At 36.3% G+C, this 21,282-nt stretch carries 23 protein-coding genes and 1 pseudogene; 20 read left to right on the top strand and 4 right to left on the bottom strand.

Annotated features, from left to right (window positions below):
• Window positions 1-572: 572 nt before the first annotated feature.
• The 4 genes from P0108_RS03115 (at window position 573) to P0108_RS03130 (ending at window position 3,803) form a co-directional block, all read left to right on the top strand.
• Entirely contained in the window at window positions 573-1,166 is a 594-nt protein-coding gene (locus P0108_RS03115) for a DUF4097 family beta strand repeat-containing protein (protein ID WP_004114736.1), read from the top strand.
• Window positions 1,167-1,257: 91 nt separating this feature from the next.
• Window positions 1,258-1,542 (top strand): hypothetical protein, encoded by a 285-nt coding sequence (locus P0108_RS03120; RefSeq protein ID WP_004114737.1) that lies wholly within the window; start codon window positions 1,258-1,260, stop codon window positions 1,540-1,542.
• Between the two features lie 108 nt (window positions 1,543-1,650).
• Window positions 1,651-3,129, top strand: a complete 1,479-nt coding sequence (locus P0108_RS03125; protein ID WP_102704483.1) for an Lsa family ABC-F type ribosomal protection protein — start codon at window positions 1,651-1,653, stop codon at window positions 3,127-3,129.
• 410 nt (window positions 3,130-3,539) lie between these two features.
• On the top strand, window positions 3,540-3,803 hold the full coding sequence (locus P0108_RS03130) for a hypothetical protein (RefSeq protein ID WP_004132019.1): 264 nt from the start codon (window positions 3,540-3,542) through the stop codon (window positions 3,801-3,803).
• Between the two features lie 126 nt (window positions 3,804-3,929).
• On the opposite strand, the gene P0108_RS03135 is transcribed toward P0108_RS03130, so the two are convergent.
• Together P0108_RS03135 and P0108_RS03140 are read right to left on the bottom strand one after the other, a co-directional pair.
• Window positions 3,930-5,111 carry an alpha/beta fold hydrolase gene (locus P0108_RS03135; RefSeq protein ID WP_274980781.1) on the bottom strand — a complete coding sequence of 394 codons (1,182 nt, stop codon included), beginning with the start codon at window positions 5,109-5,111 and terminating at the stop codon, window positions 3,930-3,932.
• Between the two features lie 38 nt (window positions 5,112-5,149).
• On the bottom strand, window positions 5,150-5,671 hold the full coding sequence (locus P0108_RS03140; protein ID WP_064621679.1) for an HXXEE domain-containing protein: 522 nt from the start codon (window positions 5,669-5,671) through the stop codon (window positions 5,150-5,152).
• A 129-nt stretch (window positions 5,672-5,800) separates the two neighbouring features.
• Between P0108_RS03140 and P0108_RS03145 the strand changes: the two genes are divergently transcribed.
• The 5 genes and pseudogenes from P0108_RS03145 (at window position 5,801) to P0108_RS03165 (ending at window position 10,659) form a co-directional block, all read left to right on the top strand.
• Window positions 5,801-6,358, top strand: coding sequence for a TetR/AcrR family transcriptional regulator (locus P0108_RS03145; RefSeq protein WP_064621680.1), 558 nt, complete (start codon window positions 5,801-5,803; stop codon window positions 6,356-6,358).
• Between the two features lie 189 nt (window positions 6,359-6,547).
• Window positions 6,548-7,374 (top strand): annotated as a pseudogene (locus P0108_RS03150) (exonuclease domain-containing protein).
• 686 nt (window positions 7,375-8,060) lie between these two features.
• Window positions 8,061-8,945, top strand: a complete 885-nt coding sequence (locus P0108_RS03155; RefSeq protein WP_004113326.1) for a GIY-YIG nuclease family protein — start codon at window positions 8,061-8,063, stop codon at window positions 8,943-8,945.
• 297 nt (window positions 8,946-9,242) lie between these two features.
• Window positions 9,243-9,590 carry a hypothetical protein gene (locus tag P0108_RS03160; RefSeq protein WP_102704480.1) on the top strand — a complete coding sequence of 116 codons (348 nt, stop codon included), beginning with the start codon at window positions 9,243-9,245 and terminating at the stop codon, window positions 9,588-9,590.
• Between the two features lie 214 nt (window positions 9,591-9,804).
• Window positions 9,805-10,659, top strand: coding sequence for an Abi family protein (locus P0108_RS03165; RefSeq protein ID WP_102704479.1), 855 nt, complete (start codon window positions 9,805-9,807; stop codon window positions 10,657-10,659).
• 580 nt (window positions 10,660-11,239) lie between these two features.
• Here P0108_RS03165 and P0108_RS03170 read toward each other — a convergent pair.
• Complete coding sequence (locus tag P0108_RS03170) at window positions 11,240-12,043, bottom strand: sulfite exporter TauE/SafE family protein (RefSeq protein WP_102704478.1); 804 nt, start codon at window positions 12,041-12,043, stop codon at window positions 11,240-11,242.
• A gap of 129 nt (window positions 12,044-12,172) precedes the next feature.
• Here P0108_RS03170 and P0108_RS03175 point away from each other — a divergent pair, with 129 nt between their 5' ends.
• From P0108_RS03175 to P0108_RS03225, 11 genes are all read left to right on the top strand, one after another.
• Window positions 12,173-12,511 (top strand): hypothetical protein, encoded by a 339-nt coding sequence (locus P0108_RS03175; protein WP_102704477.1) that lies wholly within the window; start codon window positions 12,173-12,175, stop codon window positions 12,509-12,511.
• Between the two features lie 46 nt (window positions 12,512-12,557).
• The gene (locus P0108_RS03180; protein ID WP_004136327.1) at window positions 12,558-13,049 is read left to right on the top strand and encodes an NUDIX hydrolase; all 492 of its coding nucleotides are present in this window, start codon (window positions 12,558-12,560) and stop codon (window positions 13,047-13,049) included.
• A 174-nt stretch (window positions 13,050-13,223) separates the two neighbouring features.
• On the top strand, window positions 13,224-13,403 hold the full coding sequence (locus P0108_RS03185) for a hypothetical protein (protein WP_041160496.1): 180 nt from the start codon (window positions 13,224-13,226) through the stop codon (window positions 13,401-13,403).
• Between the two features lie 349 nt (window positions 13,404-13,752).
• Window positions 13,753-14,187, top strand: a complete 435-nt coding sequence (locus P0108_RS03190) for a cytidine deaminase family protein (protein WP_064621773.1) — start codon at window positions 13,753-13,755, stop codon at window positions 14,185-14,187.
• 128 nt (window positions 14,188-14,315) lie between these two features.
• Window positions 14,316-15,227, top strand: a complete 912-nt coding sequence (locus P0108_RS03195) for a Fic family protein (protein WP_428994836.1) — start codon at window positions 14,316-14,318, stop codon at window positions 15,225-15,227.
• A 596-nt stretch (window positions 15,228-15,823) separates the two neighbouring features.
• Entirely contained in the window at window positions 15,824-16,387 is a 564-nt protein-coding gene (locus P0108_RS03200; RefSeq protein ID WP_064621777.1) for a hypothetical protein, read from the top strand.
• Between the two features lie 9 nt (window positions 16,388-16,396).
• Window positions 16,397-17,323 carry a hypothetical protein gene (locus P0108_RS03205; RefSeq protein ID WP_064621779.1) on the top strand — a complete coding sequence of 309 codons (927 nt, stop codon included), beginning with the start codon at window positions 16,397-16,399 and terminating at the stop codon, window positions 17,321-17,323.
• 488 nt (window positions 17,324-17,811) lie between these two features.
• A complete protein-coding gene (locus P0108_RS03210; RefSeq protein WP_473730747.1) occupies window positions 17,812-18,129 on the top strand; it encodes a recombinase family protein in 318 nt (105 codons plus the stop codon).
• Window positions 18,130-18,244: 115 nt separating this feature from the next.
• The gene (locus tag P0108_RS03215; protein WP_180963745.1) at window positions 18,245-18,739 is read left to right on the top strand and encodes a recombinase family protein; all 495 of its coding nucleotides are present in this window, start codon (window positions 18,245-18,247) and stop codon (window positions 18,737-18,739) included.
• 57 nt (window positions 18,740-18,796) lie between these two features.
• Complete coding sequence (locus P0108_RS03220) at window positions 18,797-19,573, top strand: hypothetical protein (RefSeq protein ID WP_102704474.1); 777 nt, start codon at window positions 18,797-18,799, stop codon at window positions 19,571-19,573.
• Between the two features lie 311 nt (window positions 19,574-19,884).
• Window positions 19,885-20,610 carry a hypothetical protein gene (locus P0108_RS03225; RefSeq protein WP_102704473.1) on the top strand — a complete coding sequence of 242 codons (726 nt, stop codon included), beginning with the start codon at window positions 19,885-19,887 and terminating at the stop codon, window positions 20,608-20,610.
• 166 nt (window positions 20,611-20,776) lie between these two features.
• On the opposite strand, the gene P0108_RS03230 is transcribed toward P0108_RS03225, so the two are convergent.
• Entirely contained in the window at window positions 20,777-21,076 is a 300-nt protein-coding gene (locus P0108_RS03230) for a hypothetical protein (RefSeq protein ID WP_102704472.1), read from the bottom strand.
• Between the last annotated feature and the right edge of the window lie 206 nt (window positions 21,077-21,282).

The following is a 21,282-nucleotide window of genomic DNA, read 5'->3' on the forward strand; positions in this document are numbered from 1 at the left end:
TAGGTTCAGCGTAACTTTTAAATCAGAGATTAGTGTGGATATTGAAAGGGCATCGTAAAAGCCAAAAGAATGTGAGCGTTTGAAATGTTACAAAAGTCAGCCTAGGGGGAAATCCTCTCTAGGCTGTTTTTTATGCTCAAGAATCAAGCTATTAAACCAATCTTAAACATTTTAACGATAGCTTTTCCTATCGTTAAAAAGTGCACCCAATATCCATAGTGTGCACTCAAAAAAGTGTAGATATACTACCCGTTCACTCAATCCACGTGGAGACTGTCGTATTGATGTCAAAGGCTGATTAGGTGGGTGCATTTTTGCCCTTATGTAGCAGGGTTTAGCGAGGGCTATCGTTAAAAGGTTTAATGTGCGGCGGCTTTAAGCTGGGTTCTCGTGATTTTTGAGTGCAGTTTGGCTGTTTGAGGGAAGATGTCGACGCTCTAGGGTTGAGTGCACAGGATGTTAACGTTAAAAGGTGCACACACTTTGCACCCACCCTGTGAAGTGGGAAAATATAGCTCAAAAGGTAAAATGAAACCTGATTATTAGTATGTGCACGAGGAGGTGCTTAAGGAATGGATAATAAGAAGTTTATCGCAGAGACGAAAGATGTTCGTTTAACGGTGAAACGTGCTGATACCTTTGGCGTGAGTTTTGTTAACTGTGAACAAGATATATTGAGGGTTGAGGAAGCGCAAAATGTTATAAGGCTTATTCAAACTAAAAAAGTTTCAGCTTCGAATTGGCTGAGGTGGTTTACTCAGGGTATGCCTGAAATTGTTGTGAGTTTGCCACATGATGTGGAAGTTTGTGAGGTTGAATCTGATTCTAATCAAGTGCTCATCACAGATATTGAGATTGGTAAGCTTTATGTAGAAGTGAACAATGGCAAGGTAGAAGTTGTTAATTTGAAGGCGGATGATGTCTTTCTTAAATGTTATAATGGGCTGGCTTCAGCAACAAACGTAGAAGTAACTCATGTTTGTACGCTTGATACGTTAAATGGCATGAGTATTTTAGAAGGAACAATCACCAAGGATGCAAGCCTTGAAGTAGATTGTGAGAATGGTGTCACCGAGGTTTCAGATAAGAAGAAGGTAAATTGTAAAAACGATGGATTTGCGCATTACATGGTGCACTGTCTTAATGGGAAAGCTATTGCGAAGTAGCAGACATATAGATCAAAAAAGAAGCAATAAAACTTGATATAAGTTGGAATTAGAGCGTATATAGACATACCGATAAAGGAGGAAGCCGTATATGCTCTATGTAAAATTTGATGATTTCGAAGATGTTAGCGTCATGGGAAATGAGAAAGATCATGGAATGTTTATTCCGATTAAGGATGGGAATGTGTATGCTGAGTGCGAACGGTGCGGTGTAGTTGAAAGGATCACCTCACCATGCGAATTCATTGCTAGCACATTTAGGTCAAGAGTGAACTTCAATGAAGGTTATGAACTTTGCGAGAAGTGCTTGCAAGAGGTTGAGTTTGTTACTGTTGCTTTGAGAACTGGAAAATTACCTAATCGAGAATTGAAATAACTGAAAAAGCAAAGCAGTGATAACCGTAGTAATACAGGAAAAACTAAACGTTAAAAGGTGCACACACTTTGCACCCGGGCGGTAAATGATAATTTAGGGAGGCGTTTTATGTCAGTAATTAAAATTGAAAACCTCACTTTTTCATATTATGGATATGTAAAACCCATATTTAAAAATGTATCGTTTTCCTTTGATACAAACTGGAAAACGGGATTGATAGGAAGAAATGGAATCGGTAAATCAACTCTATTTAAGTTACTTTTAAATCAAGAAACTTATCAAGGTAAAATAAGCAAGGATGTTGAATTTATTAAATTTCCACCAAATATAAGCGATACTTCAAAATTAGGAATTGAGTTATATAAAGAACTAATATCAGATGATGAAGAATGGAAGTTATTTAGAGAACTCAGTTTGCTAAATGTAGATGAGAACCTTGTTTACAGAGAGTTTGAAACGCTTTCTAAAGGGGAACAAACAAAAATCCTTTTAGCTATTTTGTTTACAAGAGAAGATGGCTTTTTACTTATTGATGAACCAACAAACCATTTAGATATGGACGGAAGAAAAATTGTAAGTGAATATCTGAAAAGTAAAAAAGGATTTTTGCTTATATCTCATGATAGAGATTTTTTAGATGGTTGTATCAATCATGTTATTTCTATTAACAGGAATTCTATTGATGTCCAATCGGGAAATTTTACATCATGGTATGAAAACAAAGTGATGAAAGACCAATTTGAAATTAGTCAAAATGAGAGATTAAGAAAAGATATTAAACGATTAAAAGAGTCTGCAAGACAAAGTCAAATTTGGTCTGATAAAATTGAAAATACTAAAAATGGTGTGAAAGTATCAGGTGTAAAACCAGACAAAGGACATATAGGTCATCAATCAGCCAAGATGATGAAAAAATCTAAGAATTTGGAGAATAGACAAAACAAGGCAATAGAAGAAAAACAGAGTTTACTAAAAGATATCGAAATAAAGGAAAGTCTATTACTGCATCCGCTACATCATCATAAAAATCCTCTAATATCGGTTAGCGAGTTATCATCATGCTATGGAGAGAGACAGATCCTAAGTAATGTAAGTTTCGAGATAAAGCAAGGCGACATAGTGGCTATATATGGGGGTAATGGTAGCGGAAAATCAACCTTGATTAAAATTTTATTAGGTATAAATCACGAGTATACAGGTGAGATAAAATTAGCGGGTAATTTAAAAATCTCGTATATTCCTCAAGACACGTCTAATTTAACAGGTAGCCTAAATGAATATATTCACAAGCAAGATGTTGATGAAACATTGTGTAAAACAATTCTAAGAAAATTAGATTTTTCAAGAGAATTATTTGAAATGGATATGAAGAATTATAGTGATGGACAAAAAAAGAAAGTTTTAATTGCTGTAAGTTTCTCAAAGCCAGCTCATATATTTGTTTGGGACGAACCACTGAATTATATAGATGTAATATCAAGAATACAGATTGAGGAAATTATAAAAGAAGCAAAGCCTACACTCATATTTGTGGAACACGATAAGCGATTTGTAGAAGATATCGCTAATAAAATAATACAATTTTAAGTAAAATCCAAATCCCAGTTTGTAGTGCCTTAGACTTTTATCATCATACGACATTCCCCTTGCCAGTTTCTCTCCTGCAATGAACGTTAAGGCTCTTTTATTGATGCATGGTTATCATAAGGGTAGTCTTGATACACGTGAGACTGTCGTATTGATGTCAAGGGCTTAATAGGTGGGTGCATTTTTGCCCTTGTGTAGCAAGGCTTAGTGAGGGCTATTGTTAAAAGGTTTAGCGTGTGGCAGCTTTAAGCTGGGTTCTTGCGGTTTTTGAGTGCGATTTTTCTGTATGAGGAAACATGTCGACGCTCTAGGGTCGAGTGCACAGGATGTTAACGTTAAAAAGTGCACCCACTTTGCACCCAGCTGGTGAAGTGGGAAAAATTTATGCAAAAGGAAATGTACCGTAGCATATGTGGGAGAAAAAATATACGAGTCTAGTGAACAGGTTCAATACTGTAGAATCAAGGCTTAAAGAAGTCAAAGCTACTATTGTTAATAAGCAAGCGAGGCATGATGAAGTTGAATATTTTATCGAGGATTTGAAAAAGCAGGACTTGTTAACAGTTTTCGATGAAAACGTCTGGCTCAGCATGGTCGACTATCTAACCGTACATAAAGATGGAAAGATTGAGTTTACCTTCCTTGATGGGAGCAAAACAGAATTAAAGCGTTAAGCTTATAGGAAATGTTAGAAGGCAAAATAAAAGCATATCAGCAAGCTGCTGACGTGCTTTTTGCTGTTAAAAGAGTTACACGTTGAGTATAATAGGATAGATGTACATGAGATTCTTGAAATGAATTCAATTCTTCCTAACTTCTAAATCACGCTGTTTTAAAAATGTCAACCATTGCAGTATCACATCTAAAGCCAGTTTGGCGTTTCCTAAATTGCAATGATTTCCCGCATTTTCTTTTTCAGTAAAAAGGCGAAATGTGAGAGAGTTCGCATTGGTAAGTGCGTTGATTTCTTTGCCGATCATTCGGTAATCAACGAGGTGGTCTTGGTTGGCACCAAGAATCAATACATCTTGTTCAATCATGGAGGCCACATCCATAATCTGATATTTACTCACTTTCTTCAGATAATCATAAATGCTGTCAGCTCCATAGGCGTACATTCCATGATTGACACCCCATTGAAATAATGGGTCATTCTTCCGTATCAATTTCATCATGCAAAGAATAGGGCTGAGAACGATGCGAAGATTATGTTTCAACATAAACCGAACGATACCGGCTACCTTTTTTGGTATTTGGTCGAGAACCACGTCAAGAAAGTCCGGAAAAACAGACCAAGATACAACCCTTGTAATTCTCTTATCAAGTGCAGCAGCACGCAGGGCCAGCATAGCTCCCAAAGAAACACCAATAATAATGACGTCATTCAAGTGAAAGAAATCTAATATTGCTTTGACCGGACGTTCCCAAGCATATGTAAAGTGTTTCCCTTGAACACGAAGAACGTTGCCTTGTCCAGGACCTTCAAATAGATATACATCATACCCGTGTTCAGAAAGATATAACATCAGCAAAAACATTTCCTCAAAGCATGAATCGTTACCACCGTGTAAAAGAATGGTGCCCTTACATTGTTTTTGAGTTTTTGCAACCATGATTGGCAGCATAACATCTTCATATGGAACTTGAATTATCTGGACACGTCCCTCATCGAAATAAGAATGGTAATACTCATAAAACAGTTCCGTGGCTTTTATATAGTATTCCTTGTTGCCAGGATTTCCATCAAAAAATTCGCTCATCTGGTAATATGCAATTGCCTGAGGGATTCTGTTTTGAGAGAGTGCATGATCCCCAAGGTAAATCATTTCCTGTTTCCAGCTTGTGCTGTCTGTAATCCTTTTGGCAGCCTGCATCACATCGTTTAAATCCCCTCCATCCCAAAGAATGACACGGTTAAGCTGAAAGTTAAAATTAGGATCAGGATTTAGGTGATACATACCTTGTTTAAATTCCAACTCCATGCAAAAGACCTCCTTAAAAATTTGCTATTTGTGGGTAATTAAACTTCCCACTTCTTGATAAAAGTTTCAAACGATTTCATACATCTATGCAAAACAGCCACCATTAAGAGCATCAAAATAGCGCCTACTACACAACTGATCCATAATTGAGCTGTGGTAAAAGAAAGGAATTTATTTGAAATCCAAAGGATATAAAAGCAAAACGGAAGTAACGGGACTGCGGTGACCACTCCGGGTACATAGCCTTTAAATTGCGACGCCAACATACAATGCACAATCAGGTGAATGGTAAATCCAAAAAATAATCCCAGCCACAAAAAGTACCAATCAAAGATACAAGCAGAGAGCGATAAAGCTGAAATAATGAAAAATTCAATCAATACACCAATGGAAAATGACGGGGTGCTTCCCAAATCGGCAAATGGAATCTTCTTCATTTTTGTTGTTTGTATTTTTCTTTTATATTTCCGTTTCCATGCCTCCACAAAAATAATCTCCTCGAAGTCATGCAGCATAAAAATAACCGGGAACAGCCAAACAATCGTATTTATTGTATTCATAAAATTGAGTCTCCTTTATCTGTCTCACTTGTGTCACTTTCTAATTTATATTATATTCAAAAAGACATGATTGTTAATGGAAGAAGTTCAAGTGCTACAATCCCAAAAAAGTGTGACAGGAGGACCAAAATGAGTTTGGTAGAAAAGGAAAAGAATCCCATCGCTGAGCAATCCCGTCAATGGTTGATGCAGTCCTTGTTGGATCTTATGAGCCAAAAAGACTACGCTCGTATTACCGTAACAGAAATCGCCGAACATGCGCTTTTATCAAGGAGAACTTTTTATCGGATCTTTGATTCGAAGGAGCAGGTATTACAGCAATGCTTCTTAGAAAGATGTGAGGACTACATTACTTATTTTCAAAAAGACAGGCACTATACACTGGAGCAGATTGTGGAAGTGTTTTTTACCTTTTGGGAGAAACAGATCAACTTTTTGCGTCTTTTGCAGCGGAATCATCTGTTCTATTATCTGCTGGAAGAATTCAATCGGGCCTTACCTGTGATTTATGACACCGTTCGTGGAAATCAAAATTTGTACGATAGCATCTTTGAAAAGAAAGCTGCACTGCTTGTCGGTGCCGGTGCACTTTGGAATCTTCTTTCCGAATGGATGCAAATGGAAAATCGCCCGTCTCCAAAAGAAATATCTAAAATGATGCTACAAATAATTGCATCTAATTCTTGAGTTTTTTAATAGTTAATCTGATACACTAACGGTAGTAATTGCGCGAAAAAGGCTGACAAAATCTTTATAAAAAATAGTTAAAACAGCCGGTCAATTATTACAATCGACCTGTTTTTATGCTTAAGGCACTTAGCTTTCAAGATATAATAAGTGCTAGACTGATTTCAATAGATGAAGGAGGTGCTTTTTATGTCCAATTCAAACTCAAATTACACTAAGCAACTCATTGATGATTACTGTGTGCTGGATACCGAAACGACCGGCTTATCTGCGTATTACGATGAAATTATTGAAATTGGTATTTTAAGGGTCAGGAACAATGAAATTGTAGATCGTTATGACCAGTTGATTAAACCAAACTTTGACATAGACGATTTTATTACAGCATTGATGACATTATCCTTGGTCATAACACCTCTTTTGATATGCGTTTTTTGAATGAAGGCTTTAAGGAACAATTGTCTAATCAGTATATGGATACGATGCAATTTGCTCGTAAACTGTATCCTGAGTTGAAGCATCACAGACTCTCCGATTTAACTGACTACTTAGGCTTACATAATAACGAACATCGTGCTTTATCTGACTGCGTATCAACAAAAGAATTATATGATGCTGTAAAATCTAGTATGGCTGATAAGAATCTCGCTATTGAAGATTTATGGCCTGTTAGCGGAAGTCACGGTGGTAAGGGGATAGATATCAAAGCCATTAAGCCTACTGAAGTGATCATTGATGAAGATGGATTTTTCTATAATCGACATGTGGTTTTCACCGGTAAGCTTGAGAAAATGCTTCGCAAAGATGCGATGCAGATTGTAGTGAATCTCGGAGGTATCTTAGATAATAGCGTGAATAAGCAGACTAACTATCTGATACTTGGTGACAATGACTACAATGCAATTCTTAAAGGTGAGAAGTCTTCAAAGCATACGAAAGCAGAAAAGTTAAAACTTGAGGGGCAAGATATAGAAATCATAGATGAGCGGACTTTCTATGATTTGCTGGAAGTATAGTCTCAGATATAAGCCGTAAATAGTAAAAGGAATATCAAGCATTAGATTTAAAAGTGTTAGGTTAAAACTCAGAATGGAAAGTCAAAGTTTCAGAGTACAGAGCAATAGTTTCAGAGTTATAAAGGCAAAGTTTCAGAGTTCAAGGACAAGGTTTCATTGTATCCAACACGTAATGAAACTAGATCCCAGTTTGTCGAGGTAATACCTTTTAGCGATAACCTTATGCTATCGTTAAAAAGCATGTGGATATGTTTCCACGTACAGACAAGACTTCATGATATACCTAGTGTTCACTCGTTTCAGCTTGTCGCCTAGTGTGTCCGAAATTCTGGGTCCATCTCAATGCTCAATAATCAAGCTATTAAGCAGGTCTTAAACCTTTTAACGATAGCTCCCTCCTATCGTTAAAAAGTGCACCCACTATCCATAGTGTGCACTCAAAAAAGTGTAGCTATACTTGGAGTTCTCTCAATCCACGTTGAGACTGTCGTATTGATGTCTAGGGCTTAATAGGTGGGTGCAAGTTTGCCCTTGTGTAGCAGGGGTTTGCGAGGGTTATCGTTAAAAGGTTTAATACGTGGCGGCTTTAGGCTGGGTTCTCGAGATTCTAGATGTGATTTAGCTGTTGTTAAAATCCCTACTCTTTAAGTATAATAAGCATAAATCTGTAGATGGTGAGATAGATTATGAATAGCAGCAAGAATTTAAATATATTTTTGATGGATGGCGATGTTACGGGCAGGATTAAATGCACGATGCCTGGCTGGAGCGGTTTAGCATATAAAATTCCTAGAATTTATTTAGATAAATGCAAAGATAGGGAACAGTTAAAACAGAGTGGTGTTTATTTTTTATTCGGTAAGAACAATTTTGATGAAGATGCGGTTTATATTGGACAGGCTGGTATTAGGAAGAATGGCGAAGGTGTTTTGTTCAGAGTCGCTGAACATTTGAAAGATGACTTTTATTTTAATGAAGCTGTTATGTTTACAACTAGCGGTAATTCTTGGGGTCCAACTGAAATAAGCTATCTTGAAAATAAGTTTACTAATTTAGCAATCGATACAAATCGTTATAAGGTTCAAAATGGAAATGATCCTAATCCTGGTAATGTAACTGAAGAAAAGGAAGCTGAATTAGAGATTTACGTTGAGCAGTTTAAGATAATGCTTGGCGTATTAGGATATAGGATTTTTGTGCCGTTAGTGAAAACACCGGAATCTGTAGTTGAAGAGCATGATGATGAATTAATCTTAGGTCTTTCTAGGAAAATCAAGAGGTCTCAAAGAAATATTGAAGCGTATTGCAAAAGAACTAATGAAGGTTTTGTTGTTTTGGCTGGTAGTCAGATAGAAGAGACGGATTCTGGATCTATACCAGATGTAATCAAAGAACTTAGAGAGCGTTGTAAGCAAAATAATGAGATAAAAGATGGTGTGTTGACTAGGAATTATCTGTTTAAGAGTCCTTCATATGCAGCTTCATTTGTTTTAGGTATGACTACCAATGGTAAAGTTGATTGGAAAACAGAAGATGGCACATCACTCAAAATGATAGAAGAAAACGCTTAAATCTGATATGAACATAGATGTTGCAATCATATACATATTTAATACTGTTGTAAGTAGGTAAAAGTCATCTTCTTATTACTTACAAATTTTGTGTTTTATACAGTATGTTGGTTTAGGTGTTATTTGTAGGACGGGGATTAGGCGCATTGACGAACAAATGACGCGCTTTTTTGGGAATTATAATTAAGGCATTCATTAACTATATTTTTTGAAAACTCAATTTGTTGAATATGAAGATTGAAGTAGCATAGTGAAAAACTAATTAGGGCATGATAGGACAGGATTAAATAATGATCCGTGGGAGGAATAGTTGTGAATAAGTTTGAATTGTTTTCTATGATTTATTACGCGTTAAATCATTATTGGAAAGAAAATAAAAGTGAAGGATTGACTTCATTTTTAAGTGATATGAATCCTTTTTTATTTGACGATATTGGCTCTGCTGTTCCTTCTGTGTATGCAAAGTATAGTTTGCTAGTAAATGAAGAGATTAGCATTGATAATAGTTTTAGTATTGCTTGTAAATATGTTGAAAGTTTAGGTTTGCAGGCTGTGACGGATGCGTTTGCTTGCGTTAGTGAAAATGATTGGAAAGCGAGGTGCGTGAAATACATGTCGTCAAATCATAAAGGGCAAAATATTTAGTACTCTGTGATAGTTTGTGTTTTCGTTCTATATTTGTTTATGTTCATGAAGTTGAGTGTAAGGCTAAATAATCTTGTTAGAAAGAAAAATTTGTGTTAGTTTGAAAGATTTAATAAAATACTCTCATTGGTGTAGCATATGTAGATAACAGTACCCGACGCGCCTCTTAACAATGCGGACCAAGTCGGGTCTTTTGATTTTTGAGGAGAGAAATATGAAGAAATCCTATCAACCTTCTATAAGCATTGATAAGCAAATAGAAAATTTAGTGTCTTTGGGATTAGAGATAAAAGATACAAGTTATGCTAAAGATGTACTTAATAGGGTTTCTTACTATCGCCTCATTAAAGCATATAGTATAACTCTAAAAGAAGATGGTAGATACATAGAAGGTACTACTTTTGAGAATATAGTCGAGTTATATCTATTTGATATGGAGTTTCGTCATATTTTATTTTCGTTGATAGAGCATATAGAAGTTTATTTAAGGGCTGTAATCACTAATTACTTTTCATTAAAATATGGGAATTTTGGTTATAAGAATCTTAATAACTATGCGAAAAATAATTATCAGAAGAATACTTTAGATGAGTTAGAAAGAGAAATTAATAGGAATAGGAAATCGCCTTTTATACGTAATTTTAAGGATAATTATGAGGGAGGGGAGATTCCTTTATATGCTGCTATTGAAGTAGCAAGTTTTGGTACTCTTTCTAAAATGTATAAGAATATGAAGAATGATGATAAAAAAGCAATTGCAACAACATTTGGCGTTGATTACGTTTATTTAGAGTCATGGATTGAAAATTTAGCTTATGTTAGAAATATTTGTGCTCACTACGGTAGATTATATGGTTCAAAATTAACTAAGACACCAAAATTATATAAAGAGTATTTAAAGAAAGGTGTATCGAATAATACTATTTTTGCTAGTATTCTTAATCTTAAAGTATTAGCTGAAAACGAACATTACAAGGAATTTTCTAGTAAGTTATCAAAGATAATTGATAAATATCCGTTAGTGGATTTGAAGCATTTGGGATTTGTTAATAAATGGCAAACTTTTTAACGATAGCTTTTCCTATCGTTAAAAGATGCACCCACTATCCATGCTGTGCACTCAAAAAAGTGTAGCTATACTAGGAGTTCTCTCAATCCACACAGAATCAGTGGCGCTTTTTACAAATCGCACTGAATCAAGATATCGTTTTGATTATTTCTACTGTGCTTGCAGCCTAGTTGATTCGTTTTTCCTTTGTGAAACAAGGGTTAGCGCGGTTGAATGTTAAAAGGTTTAGCGTGCGGCGGCTTTAGGCTGGGTTCTCGCGGTTTTTGAGCGCAGTTTGGCTGTTTGAGGGAAGATGTCGACGCTCTAGGGTCGAGTGCACAGGATGTTAACGTTAAAAAGTGCACACACTTTGCACCCAGCTGGTGAAGTGATGATATACAGTATAGTTTGCGTAATTATTTATCACGCAAAAAACATGATAATAAAATTTATACAAGCAAAAAGAGATGTTACTCAAATGGCATAATTGTAAAAAGTTACTTTATAACATTCTTCTATATCGTGGGGCTTAAATCTAAGCCCCACTTTTTATATTCAAAACTATTTTTTCAAATAAATAAAAGTCAAAGACTTTACATATTTAACGCTTATTCTTAGCTAAAATACCTGTTTTTAATATCATTTGTAAGCATACACTGAACAAAAAAATACAAAACAATATATTGCATATAAAAGGTGAAATACTGCGCGCAATTATTGCTCCTAAGTTTACAGTAAATGTCGCAAAAATACCGATAATAATTCCTTCAGTAAAATGAGTATAATGGTAACGAGCATTAGCAATACTACCACTTATAACTGTAGGAAGCGTGACAAGCAAAGCAGTTCCTCTTGCCATAAGGTCTCCCATGCCGAGCAAAAGTTGCACGCATGGCACTATAATTCCTCCGCCACCAACGCCTAAAATACCTGAAAAAATACCAGAAACAACGCCTATAAATATAAGACATATAGCTTTTAAAAAACTAACATTAAAATCTACATTTCTTAACGGAATCCAAACTTGACTAGAACATATAACTAGTAATACAAAAAGTGTAAAACACCAAGGAAATATTTTTTTAGGCAAAATATGTGAAAAATATACCCCAATTTGTGATCCGAAAACTGAACCTATTATTAGAAAAAATGCTGATAAAAATGACACTTTGCCGTTTAAACCGTAAACAATGCTTCCACAAAGTGACGTTATAATTATGGCAACAAGAGAAGTAGCAGTAGCATGACGCTGATCAAATTTCATAAAAACAGTTAATGCAGGAACTATCACCATTCCTCCACCTACACCGAACAATCCTGATAAGAAACCTGCTAATAGTCCAATGAAAACGATTAAAACAATATTATGGAAATTATATTTGGTTTTAAAAATATTTCTCAACATATATCTTTTCTTCACAAAATACCTCCTCGTACTGTATTCACTACTTTTACTATGTTATATGAAAAATAGAATATTTCTATACTAGTTCAATTGTAATTTATGTATTTATTTATCTAATTAACGTAAGTAATGGATAATAAGAAGTTTATTGCAGAGACGAAAGATGTTCGTTTAACGGTGAAACGTGCTGATACTTTTGGTGTGAGCTTTGTTAACTGTGAACAAGATATATTGAGGGTTGAGGAAGCGCAAAATGTTATAAGGCTTATTCAAACTAAAAAAGTTTCAGCTTCGAATTGGTTGAGGTGGTTTACTCAGGGTATGCCTGAAATTGTTGTGAGTTTGCCACATGATGTGGAAGTTTGTGAGGTTGAATCTGATTCTAATCAAGTGCTCATCATGGATATTGAGATTGGTAAGCTTTATGTAGAAGTGAACAATGGCTTTGTATCCACTGGAGAAAGATAAAATTCATATTTAATGAAATTGACAATCAGGCCTTATGGAGGGTTTTATGGCTGAGATTTGGGATGCGTATGATAAAGAATTTAATAAATTAAAGAATATTACATTAGTGAGAGGAGAACCAATTCCTGACGGCATGTATCATTTGGTGGGCGAAGTAATTGTTAAACATATAGATGGTACTTACCTTATTATGCAAAGAGATTTTGAAAAGAAATTCGGTGGAATGTGGGAGTTGACAGCAGGTGGTTCTGCATTGCAATATGAAACACCATTAGAATGTGCAGTAAGAGAATTAAAAGAAGAAACAGGTATTGAAGCTTCAAAAATTATGGAGATCGGAAGATTTGTGCAGGATGTTTACCACTCTCTTTATGTTGAATATCTATGCGTAACCGATTGTAAGAAAAATGCAATTGCTCTTCAAAAAGGAGAAACGGTTAATTATAAGTGGGTAGATAAAAAGAGCCTTTTGGAAATGAGCCAAGACGAGTTAGTATCATCAAGGGCAATCAAACTTATTAAAACAGTAGATATATAAATTCAAGTTTGGCTGTTTGAGGGAAGATATCAACGCTCTAGGGTCGAGTGCACAGGATGTTAACGTTAAAAAGTGCACACACTTTGCACCCACCCTGTGAAGTGGGGAAATATAGCTCAAAAGGTAAAATGAAACCTGATTGTTAGTATGTGTACGAGGAGGTGTTTAAGGATAATGGACAAGCTCGTTCGTTTTTGCCGTGAAGTAGCGACATTCGGCTTGACGGTTGCCTTAATCGCGATGCTGATTGCCTTAATATGGGATGGCACACTTGCTATTAGAATTGGTTTTACCTCTTTTGTTATTGGTGTCACAGTGATCTCGCTTAAGACTGTCCTTCGAAAGACTGATTGAATTTTGTTTGGTTCAAGTCAATAGTTGAATATCTCACGTTGGGTGACTATTACTGATCTCTGTCAGTAATAGTCACTTCTTTTTATGAATCTTAAAGTCAGGCTCAATGTCCGTCCTGTTTAGCCGGTGATTAGTTAGGGTAATCGGTCAAAAAGTGTGAGAGTTGAGTTGCCTTAATAGATGTCACTATGTTGAGTTGCCGAGTTAGATGTTGGTGTAGTTGTAGCTGTGAGATAGATGCCTAATTCGGATAATAGTTTTCGGCAGGAAAGATCATGATGAAACTGTAGTATATGCGAATAGGAAGGCCTATGCGATAAATTCAGGTATTTTAGGAGAAAAGGAATATATGGATATTTGGGATACAATGTATGAAAAGGCGAAGCCACAATTTCATCCAGAGGAAGTTTCTCCATTCATTTACGCACATCATGTTGTATGTGCAATAGAAGCTGAAAACGGAGAAATTTTCACGGGTTTCTGCATTGAGAGCTGCAGTGGTGTTCTTAATTTGTGCGCAGAACGCGTGGCCGCTCTTAATATGTATGTGAATAGCGGACAGACGAAGGTGAAGCGCTTTATCGCATTCCGCGACAAGGCACCTTATGGCGCGGGAAGCGGTATGCCTTGTGGAGCGTGTAGAGAGTTCTTTTATCAATTGAATGAAGAAAATGAAAAAATGGAGATTATGGAGGACTTTGAACAGCGGAAGACTGTCACGTTGAAGGAGCTCATGCCAAATTGGTGGGGCAAAGATAGATATGCTGAAGCGAAAGCAAAATGACCGTCCCGCTTGTATAGACAGATCAAGTCTCCCACACTGCCATCCCGGTTTCAAGCCTTCGCCATGATCTTATGGATCGAGCAAGGAGAATGGCGAGAGTGAATACTGCGCACCATCTGTGGGTTGACATGACGGATGAGGAAATGCTCAGAAGCTGCGGACTCATACTTGAGGATCCGGAAACGAACAAAGAAGGTATCACACTTGCGGCAGTCTTGCTCTTTGGTACGGATAACCGTATCATGTCCGTGTTACCTCAGCATAAGACAGACGTTATTTTCAGAGTGTTCAATGTTGATCGTTATGATGACAGGGATGTGGTGATCACAAACCTGATTGAAAGTTATGATCGTCTGATGGAATTTGGAAAGAAGCATCTGAATGATGTTTTTACATTGGATGGTGTCCAGCGGATAAGCGCCAGAGATAAAATCCTGCGTGAGATTATTTCCAACCTGCTCATGCATCGTGATTTTTCCAGTGGATATGTACCGAAGCTTGTCATTGAACGGAATAAGATTACAACAGAGAATGCGAACCTTGCACATGGACATGGCAACCTAAATCTGAACACATTCAAGCCATTCGCAAAGAATCCGCCGATAGCAAAAGTGTTCCGTGAGATAGGTCTTGCTGACGAACTGGGAAGCGGTATGCGCAACAGCTATAAATACACGAAGATGTATTCTGGTGGAGAGCCTGTCTTTACAGAGGCAGATGTTTTTACGACAGTGATTCCTCTTTCTGAGGCTGCAACTGCCAAGGTCGGGCCGACCGAAGAACTTGATCCAAGGGAACAAGATAGGGAACAAGATAGGGAACAAGTAAAGGAGCAAGTTACGATACAAGCTCTCCTTCAATTTTGTATCGTTCCTCGTAGTCGGAAAGAAATGCAAGAATTTATGGGGCTGACCGGTAGAAGAAACTTTTCTGAAAAATATATCAAGCCTTTGCTTAGTGCAGGAAAAATAGAAATGACGATACCAGATAGGCCAAACAGCAGGAACCAGAAATATAAAAAAGTGAACATTGAAGATTAAAAAGCGACCATTGGAGACAGAAACCATATATCGAATAGAGGAAAACGGACATTCAACGTACAGTATTGGTTTCACAAATAGGTATGTCAAGACGATGGGATTTCGGACTTATTTCCTCAGAGTGAAGTCTTGAAATGAACGTCAAATCTACGGATTTGCATATCATGGGTAGGAACATGGCCTTTGACCTGTTTCCGAGAACAGACAAGGGTAAAATCGGTGTGTTTTCCTCAAAAAATGCGCTTTGACCAATTCCTGCGAACGAGCACGAATCTGTCTATACACTCGACATTAAGATGAAGCAGTCGAGCCATACAGAATCAGTGGCGCTCCTTTACAAATCGCACTGAATCGCAATAGCGTTTTGATGATTTCTACTGTGCCTGCAGCCTGTTGTAGCGTTTTCGTTCTGACATTTGTTTGTGTTTGTGAAGGTGAGTGTAAGACTAAATAATCTTGTTAGAAAGAAAAATTTGTGTTAGTTTGCAATATTTAATAAAATACTCTCATTGGTGTAGCATACGCAAATAACAGTACCCGACGCGCATCTTAACAATGCGGATCAATTCGGGTTTTCTGATTTTTGAGGAGAGAGAATGATGCGTAAAGCAACGAAAATGTTATCTGTACCGATTATTAGTATCTCACTAGTATTGTGTTCAGCTGAAGTGTCTTCCGCTAACACATTGACAGAGCGCGGTAACTTCACATATGCTGCTGGTAGCCTATCTTCTACTACAACTATGACAGATGCAGACTTGGATGCGTTGATCCGTGCATTTGAATCAGTGCCTGCTGATTTGCAGTATGCTAATCCACGTACAACTTCAAATTATGAAACACGCTTAAATGCAGCATTGCATGGCTTAACGTTTAAGTCACTGATGCGTAGGAATAGGGTTTCTATTGGACATTACGCGCCGATGGTTAATTGGGTCGGATGTGCATTAGCGATAGCTTCGTTTGTATTTCAATATGGTGTGCCTATTGCTAAGGCACTTGGTTGGCTGAAGCGAGCGAAGCAAATATATAGAACTGTGTCGGCTATCTGGAAAGCATTTAAGCGAGGAGAGCTTCTAGCTCATCTTGGTTCTGATGGAGCTAAGTTTTTGGAAAGTATTCTCGGTATCGAGCCAATTACTCGTAATTGCCTTTCCTAGGGTTAGATGATGAGTGAGACAAATGTAAGACCAGTGCTTTTCAAACATGCTTTTTGGGGTCATGTGATTACAGAAACTGTTGCTAGCATTTGCACGCTTATTATTTCGCTGCTCGTACAGCAGTTCGTGGGGCACCGCGTACTAGGTTGGGAAACTGTGGTCATACTCGCGTTGAGTGTTGTGGTGTTTTCTCTGCTAAGCACAGCGTATCTGCAGTGGGACAGGCATCGTAGACCAGATGACAGGTCTGGTGATTTGCTCATCGGAATCATCGATTTTGTGCTCAGGCTTCTGGTGACCTCTGGTATTGCTTCATTGCTTGTTTCCAATACTACGCTGCTAAGCATTATTATTGGCGCAGCGATTACTAGTGTGTTGCTGTTTGTTTTTGAAAAGCCTTGGCAGCCAGGTATGACGGATGCGCAATTACAGGAAGCTTCAAAGAAATCGGTTGAGCTTGGCGTTCAAATGCTTGAAGAAGAGCGCGTAAAGCGCGCCGAGGCGAGAAACATGATTGCATTACAGCATGCGAGCGCAGGTAAAACAGGCACTCCTAGAAGTACGTCTTTAACATTCTCCTCGTTAATCGTTGCGAATATGCTGATGGAAGCAGTATGCGATGTTGTCACATTTTTGCTTGCATTGATGCTGCAATGGTGGATGCTTTGTACTATCGATGGCTGGCGCACGCTACTCGTCATATTCTTGGGCAATATGCTATTTTCTTGCGCGGCGGCTGCGGTTATGGTTCTGATGGGCGCATTGAAGGCTGATCAACAGAAATGCCTAACAAAAAGTTGGCCTTTCTTGGTTATTGTTGTACTGCTTCGACTGCTGATCTTTGGTGTTCTCGCTTGGCTTCTTACGCCGAGTTTGGCATGGGTAAGCGTAGTTGTTGGTATTGTGCTTACCGATATTGTTCTCGTTATCAAGTAGCACCCATGGAGAAGAACCGCAGTAGACGCATAAGATTTTATAAGACTGTTTTCTTCTCTTTTAAGCAAAAAACTCTACGCACGTCAAAAGCGTTGTATTGATGTCAAGGTCTGATTAGGTGAGTGCAAATTTGCCCTTGTGTAGCAGGGCTTAGCGAGAGTTATCGTTAAAGGGTTTAGCCTGTGGTGGATTTAAGCTGGCTTTGCTCGGTTTTTGAACGTATTTTGACTGTTTGAGGGAAGATATCAACGTTCTAGGGTCGAGTGCACAGGATGTTAACGTACTTCGCTCGCGTTGAAAGCACACTGTGCTTTCAACTTTGAGCAAGCTCAGCGAATCGAAGTGCATTCGCGAATTATATTTAATCGCTCATGCAAGTCGATTCGCCACTTTGCACCCAGCTGGTGAAGTGGGAAAATAAGGTTTAGGCTAATTATCATGGAGAAGAAATCTAAGTTTCGTTAGTCTAAAAATAAGGAGAGATGGCTATGGATAAGATAGATGAGCTAAATAAAGATGTGATAGTCATCCATCCTCAGCGTGTAATTAAGGATTATGCTGTGGGTATTTATGCTCGTGTGAGTACGAATCGTAAAGAGCAGCTGGATAGTCTTTCGACTCAAGTGTCTGGTCTTACTCGTCTTGCTGCTTCTCACATGACTTGGTTTGTTGCTGATATTTTTCTTGATGTTGCTTCAGCTAAGGTTGGATCTTCAAGAAACGAGTTTAATCGAATGATTGATGAGTGTGAGAAAGGTAATCTTGATATTATTCTTACTAAAAAGTGTGAGTCGTTTTGGTCGTGATACAGTAGATGTTTTAGAAGTATTAAAAGTAATAAAACAAGCCTGTGCAAGAATTATCTTTGAATAAGAAAACCTAGATAGCCAAGAAGATGATACAGATATGATCATATCCATTATGGAATCATTAGCACAATCAGAAAACGAACAGAGAAGTGAAAATATACAATGGGGTCTGAAGCAAAGAGCAGCACAAGGCACATCAAAACTTTATAATCGAAAGAGCTATGGCTATAATCATGATGAAAATGGAGAGTTGATTATAAATTTCCAACAAGCAAAAATAGTCAAGAAAATATTTAATTGGTACTTAGATAGGAAAAGTATCATAGGCATTGTCAAAGAACTTGAAAAAGAAAATATTAAATCTCCAACAGGGAAAAACAAATGGCCAAAAAGAAGTATTGAAACCATGTTAGAAAATGAAAAATATACAGGTTCTGTAAAACTATTAGATTCAGTAAATAAAGAAAATTATTATCTTCTAAAAGACAATCATGAAGCAATTATTACAGAGGAAGTATTTAATAAGGTTCAAAAAGAAAAATCAAGTAGAAGTAATCTTAATGAGGACAATGTTAGAAAGAGCAGAAAATATAGTTCAAAAAAATAAAGTTATGTTATAGTACATCAGAGGATAACACAAAATTGTAAATATAAATGAGGTAAGATGGTGAAAAGAAAACAATTTGATGATTTTTATTTTGTTAAAGACGTTCAATTTCATGAATTAGATGAAGTTCAAGAGCATTATGAAAAAAATAACGGTGACATATCTTATTATAAAGGAAATATGAGATGTCCAGAATGTAAAGAAGCCAGACTAGCTTTTACACACAAAACATCAAAGAACCGTGAATACTTATCAAAAGAGCCTACTTCGAATCATTTAGACAACTGTTCCTATAATTATGATTATGCTACTAAAAAACAAATAATTGAGTATGTAAAAACAATTAATGAAGACCAAATTCAAGATAAGCTCGAATCAGCATTAAATATGCTGATGAATAGAGACACATCAACAGACATTAAGATAAATAGTCACACACAAAGAGATAATCCACTTATTATAAAAAGTTCTAACGGGGGCAATTCAATACAACGAACAATCCCAAGAAAGAGTTTTAGTATGCGGTTAGATAAAGAATATGAAGGTAAAGTTTTTATATTCTATGGTAAAGTTAAATTAAAGGTTGAGCCAGTGAAACAAGCAGAGCAAGAGGGACGAGTTGAGCCATCTGAAGAATTTTTCAAACTATTGATTTATACCAAAAGAAGAGATGAGACATGGGGATATAAAACAAAAGTATTTCGTGGAAGAGTTGAAGATAAAATAGATGAAACTAAAGAATATGATATAGCAATTTTAGGGTATCTCGACTTTTCTTATGGGAATACACCAGAAATAAAGCTGGTAAAATACAACTCATTACTATATAGATAAAATCTTATGAGAGAGGTTATAACGAAATAATAATTATTTTTTAGCACTTTCTATAGTTGAGTCATATATTAGCCTAATCAAAAAAATAGTTGGTGCAGACGATAATGATGTAAAACAAGAATAATTAGCGGTTTTATGAAATAAAAATGAGATAGAATATAACCTAACTATCACACGTGGAGTGTGTTTGCCTAATGTCCAAGGCGTAATGTCGAGACGCGTGGAGTGTACAAGATTGATGTAAGAAAAATGCACACCATTTGCACCTGGCTTTATATGTGGATTTTACGCAGAAGGAAAGAGAGTTTATTATGGGTAATGGTAGTTCGAAAGACGAGTTAACTGCTGAAATAAATAATGCTAGAGAAGCATATTCTGAGATAAAAACATTGAATAAGTATTTAAGTAAATTTGCAACAATTAAAAATAAAATTAACGTGTCTAGAGGAGCATCTATATCAAAATTATTAAAAAATTTATATTGGTGGGAAATAAAACTAAAAGATAATGTGGATGTGGATATTTACAGGATTAAATATAACAAAATTCTTTTAATGCCATATACTTTTGGACTTACAGAAGATGATTTAAATACAAATACAAGTACGGAAATAGATTTGAAAAATTATGAAGAAGATGATTTCTTGGGAGATAATCGCTTATTTGATATCATAAGTAAGGAAAATAGAAAAGAAAAATATAAAAAAGCTAAAATACATTCTAACAATTATAACGTAGATATAACTACAGGTAATTTTCACCCACATGATGCTTTGAAGGGAGTAATAAAAGAAAAAGAAATTAAACAAATCATGCTAGTAAGAAATACCAATGAAAATGGGTCTCACTACGGAATTTTATACAACGGATTCGATAATTGCCCTTGCCCTAAAGGCGAAGAAAAAAATTTCATAATTTTAAGAGATGAAGCCAATAAATTACGCTACATTCCTAAAAAATGCATAAAACCAGTAAAAGAAAACGAAGAATTAGGAAAAACACTTATTGATTTTTTAAATTCCATAGGAGTTGAATAAATAATATTACTTAGAACTAAGAAATAGTTATCAGATGTAAATGTGATGTACCCCACAAAAAAGTTAGACTTTTGTGTTTGAAAAAATAGGGGGTATTTGATAATTTTACGTAAGAAAATAAGTAAAGCTGCTATAGGCTATAAGAAAAAATAATATTTGTATATCCCTATTTTTCATATTCGTGTATAACACGTTTTATAAGAGCTTCTTTACCAGGGCCTGGTTCAATCATTGATAAGAAATGACGGGATGAAATTGTGGTCAGCAGATCAATTAGATATCTCACGCTTTCATCAGGTCCAAGAATAGTATCTTCTTTACCAATATGTTTAAGGATGTAATGCTTGTAGTATTTAGCCGTACTATTGGGTTTCCAACCATTTTCTTTTAGTTCATTGTATAATTTGTCAAGATTTAAAGTAATAGTGACCTTCGTAGGTAAATTAATGTTTTCATTTTTATCCATGAATTTGTACCTCCTATTGCTGATAACATACTTCAATGTAGAAACAAAGGCAACAAAATTAAAAAGTGGTAGGTAAAAATCTCTAAAGACCTATTATACGCTACGCAAAAAGACTGTATAAAGCTTCAGGATAAAGAAATTTTCAGATCTCAGGAATGGTTGACATACCACATATTGATGCTCCAAATTATATTGTTGTGTCTAGT

This window comes from Gardnerella sp. c10Ua_244 (assembly GCF_055818055.1).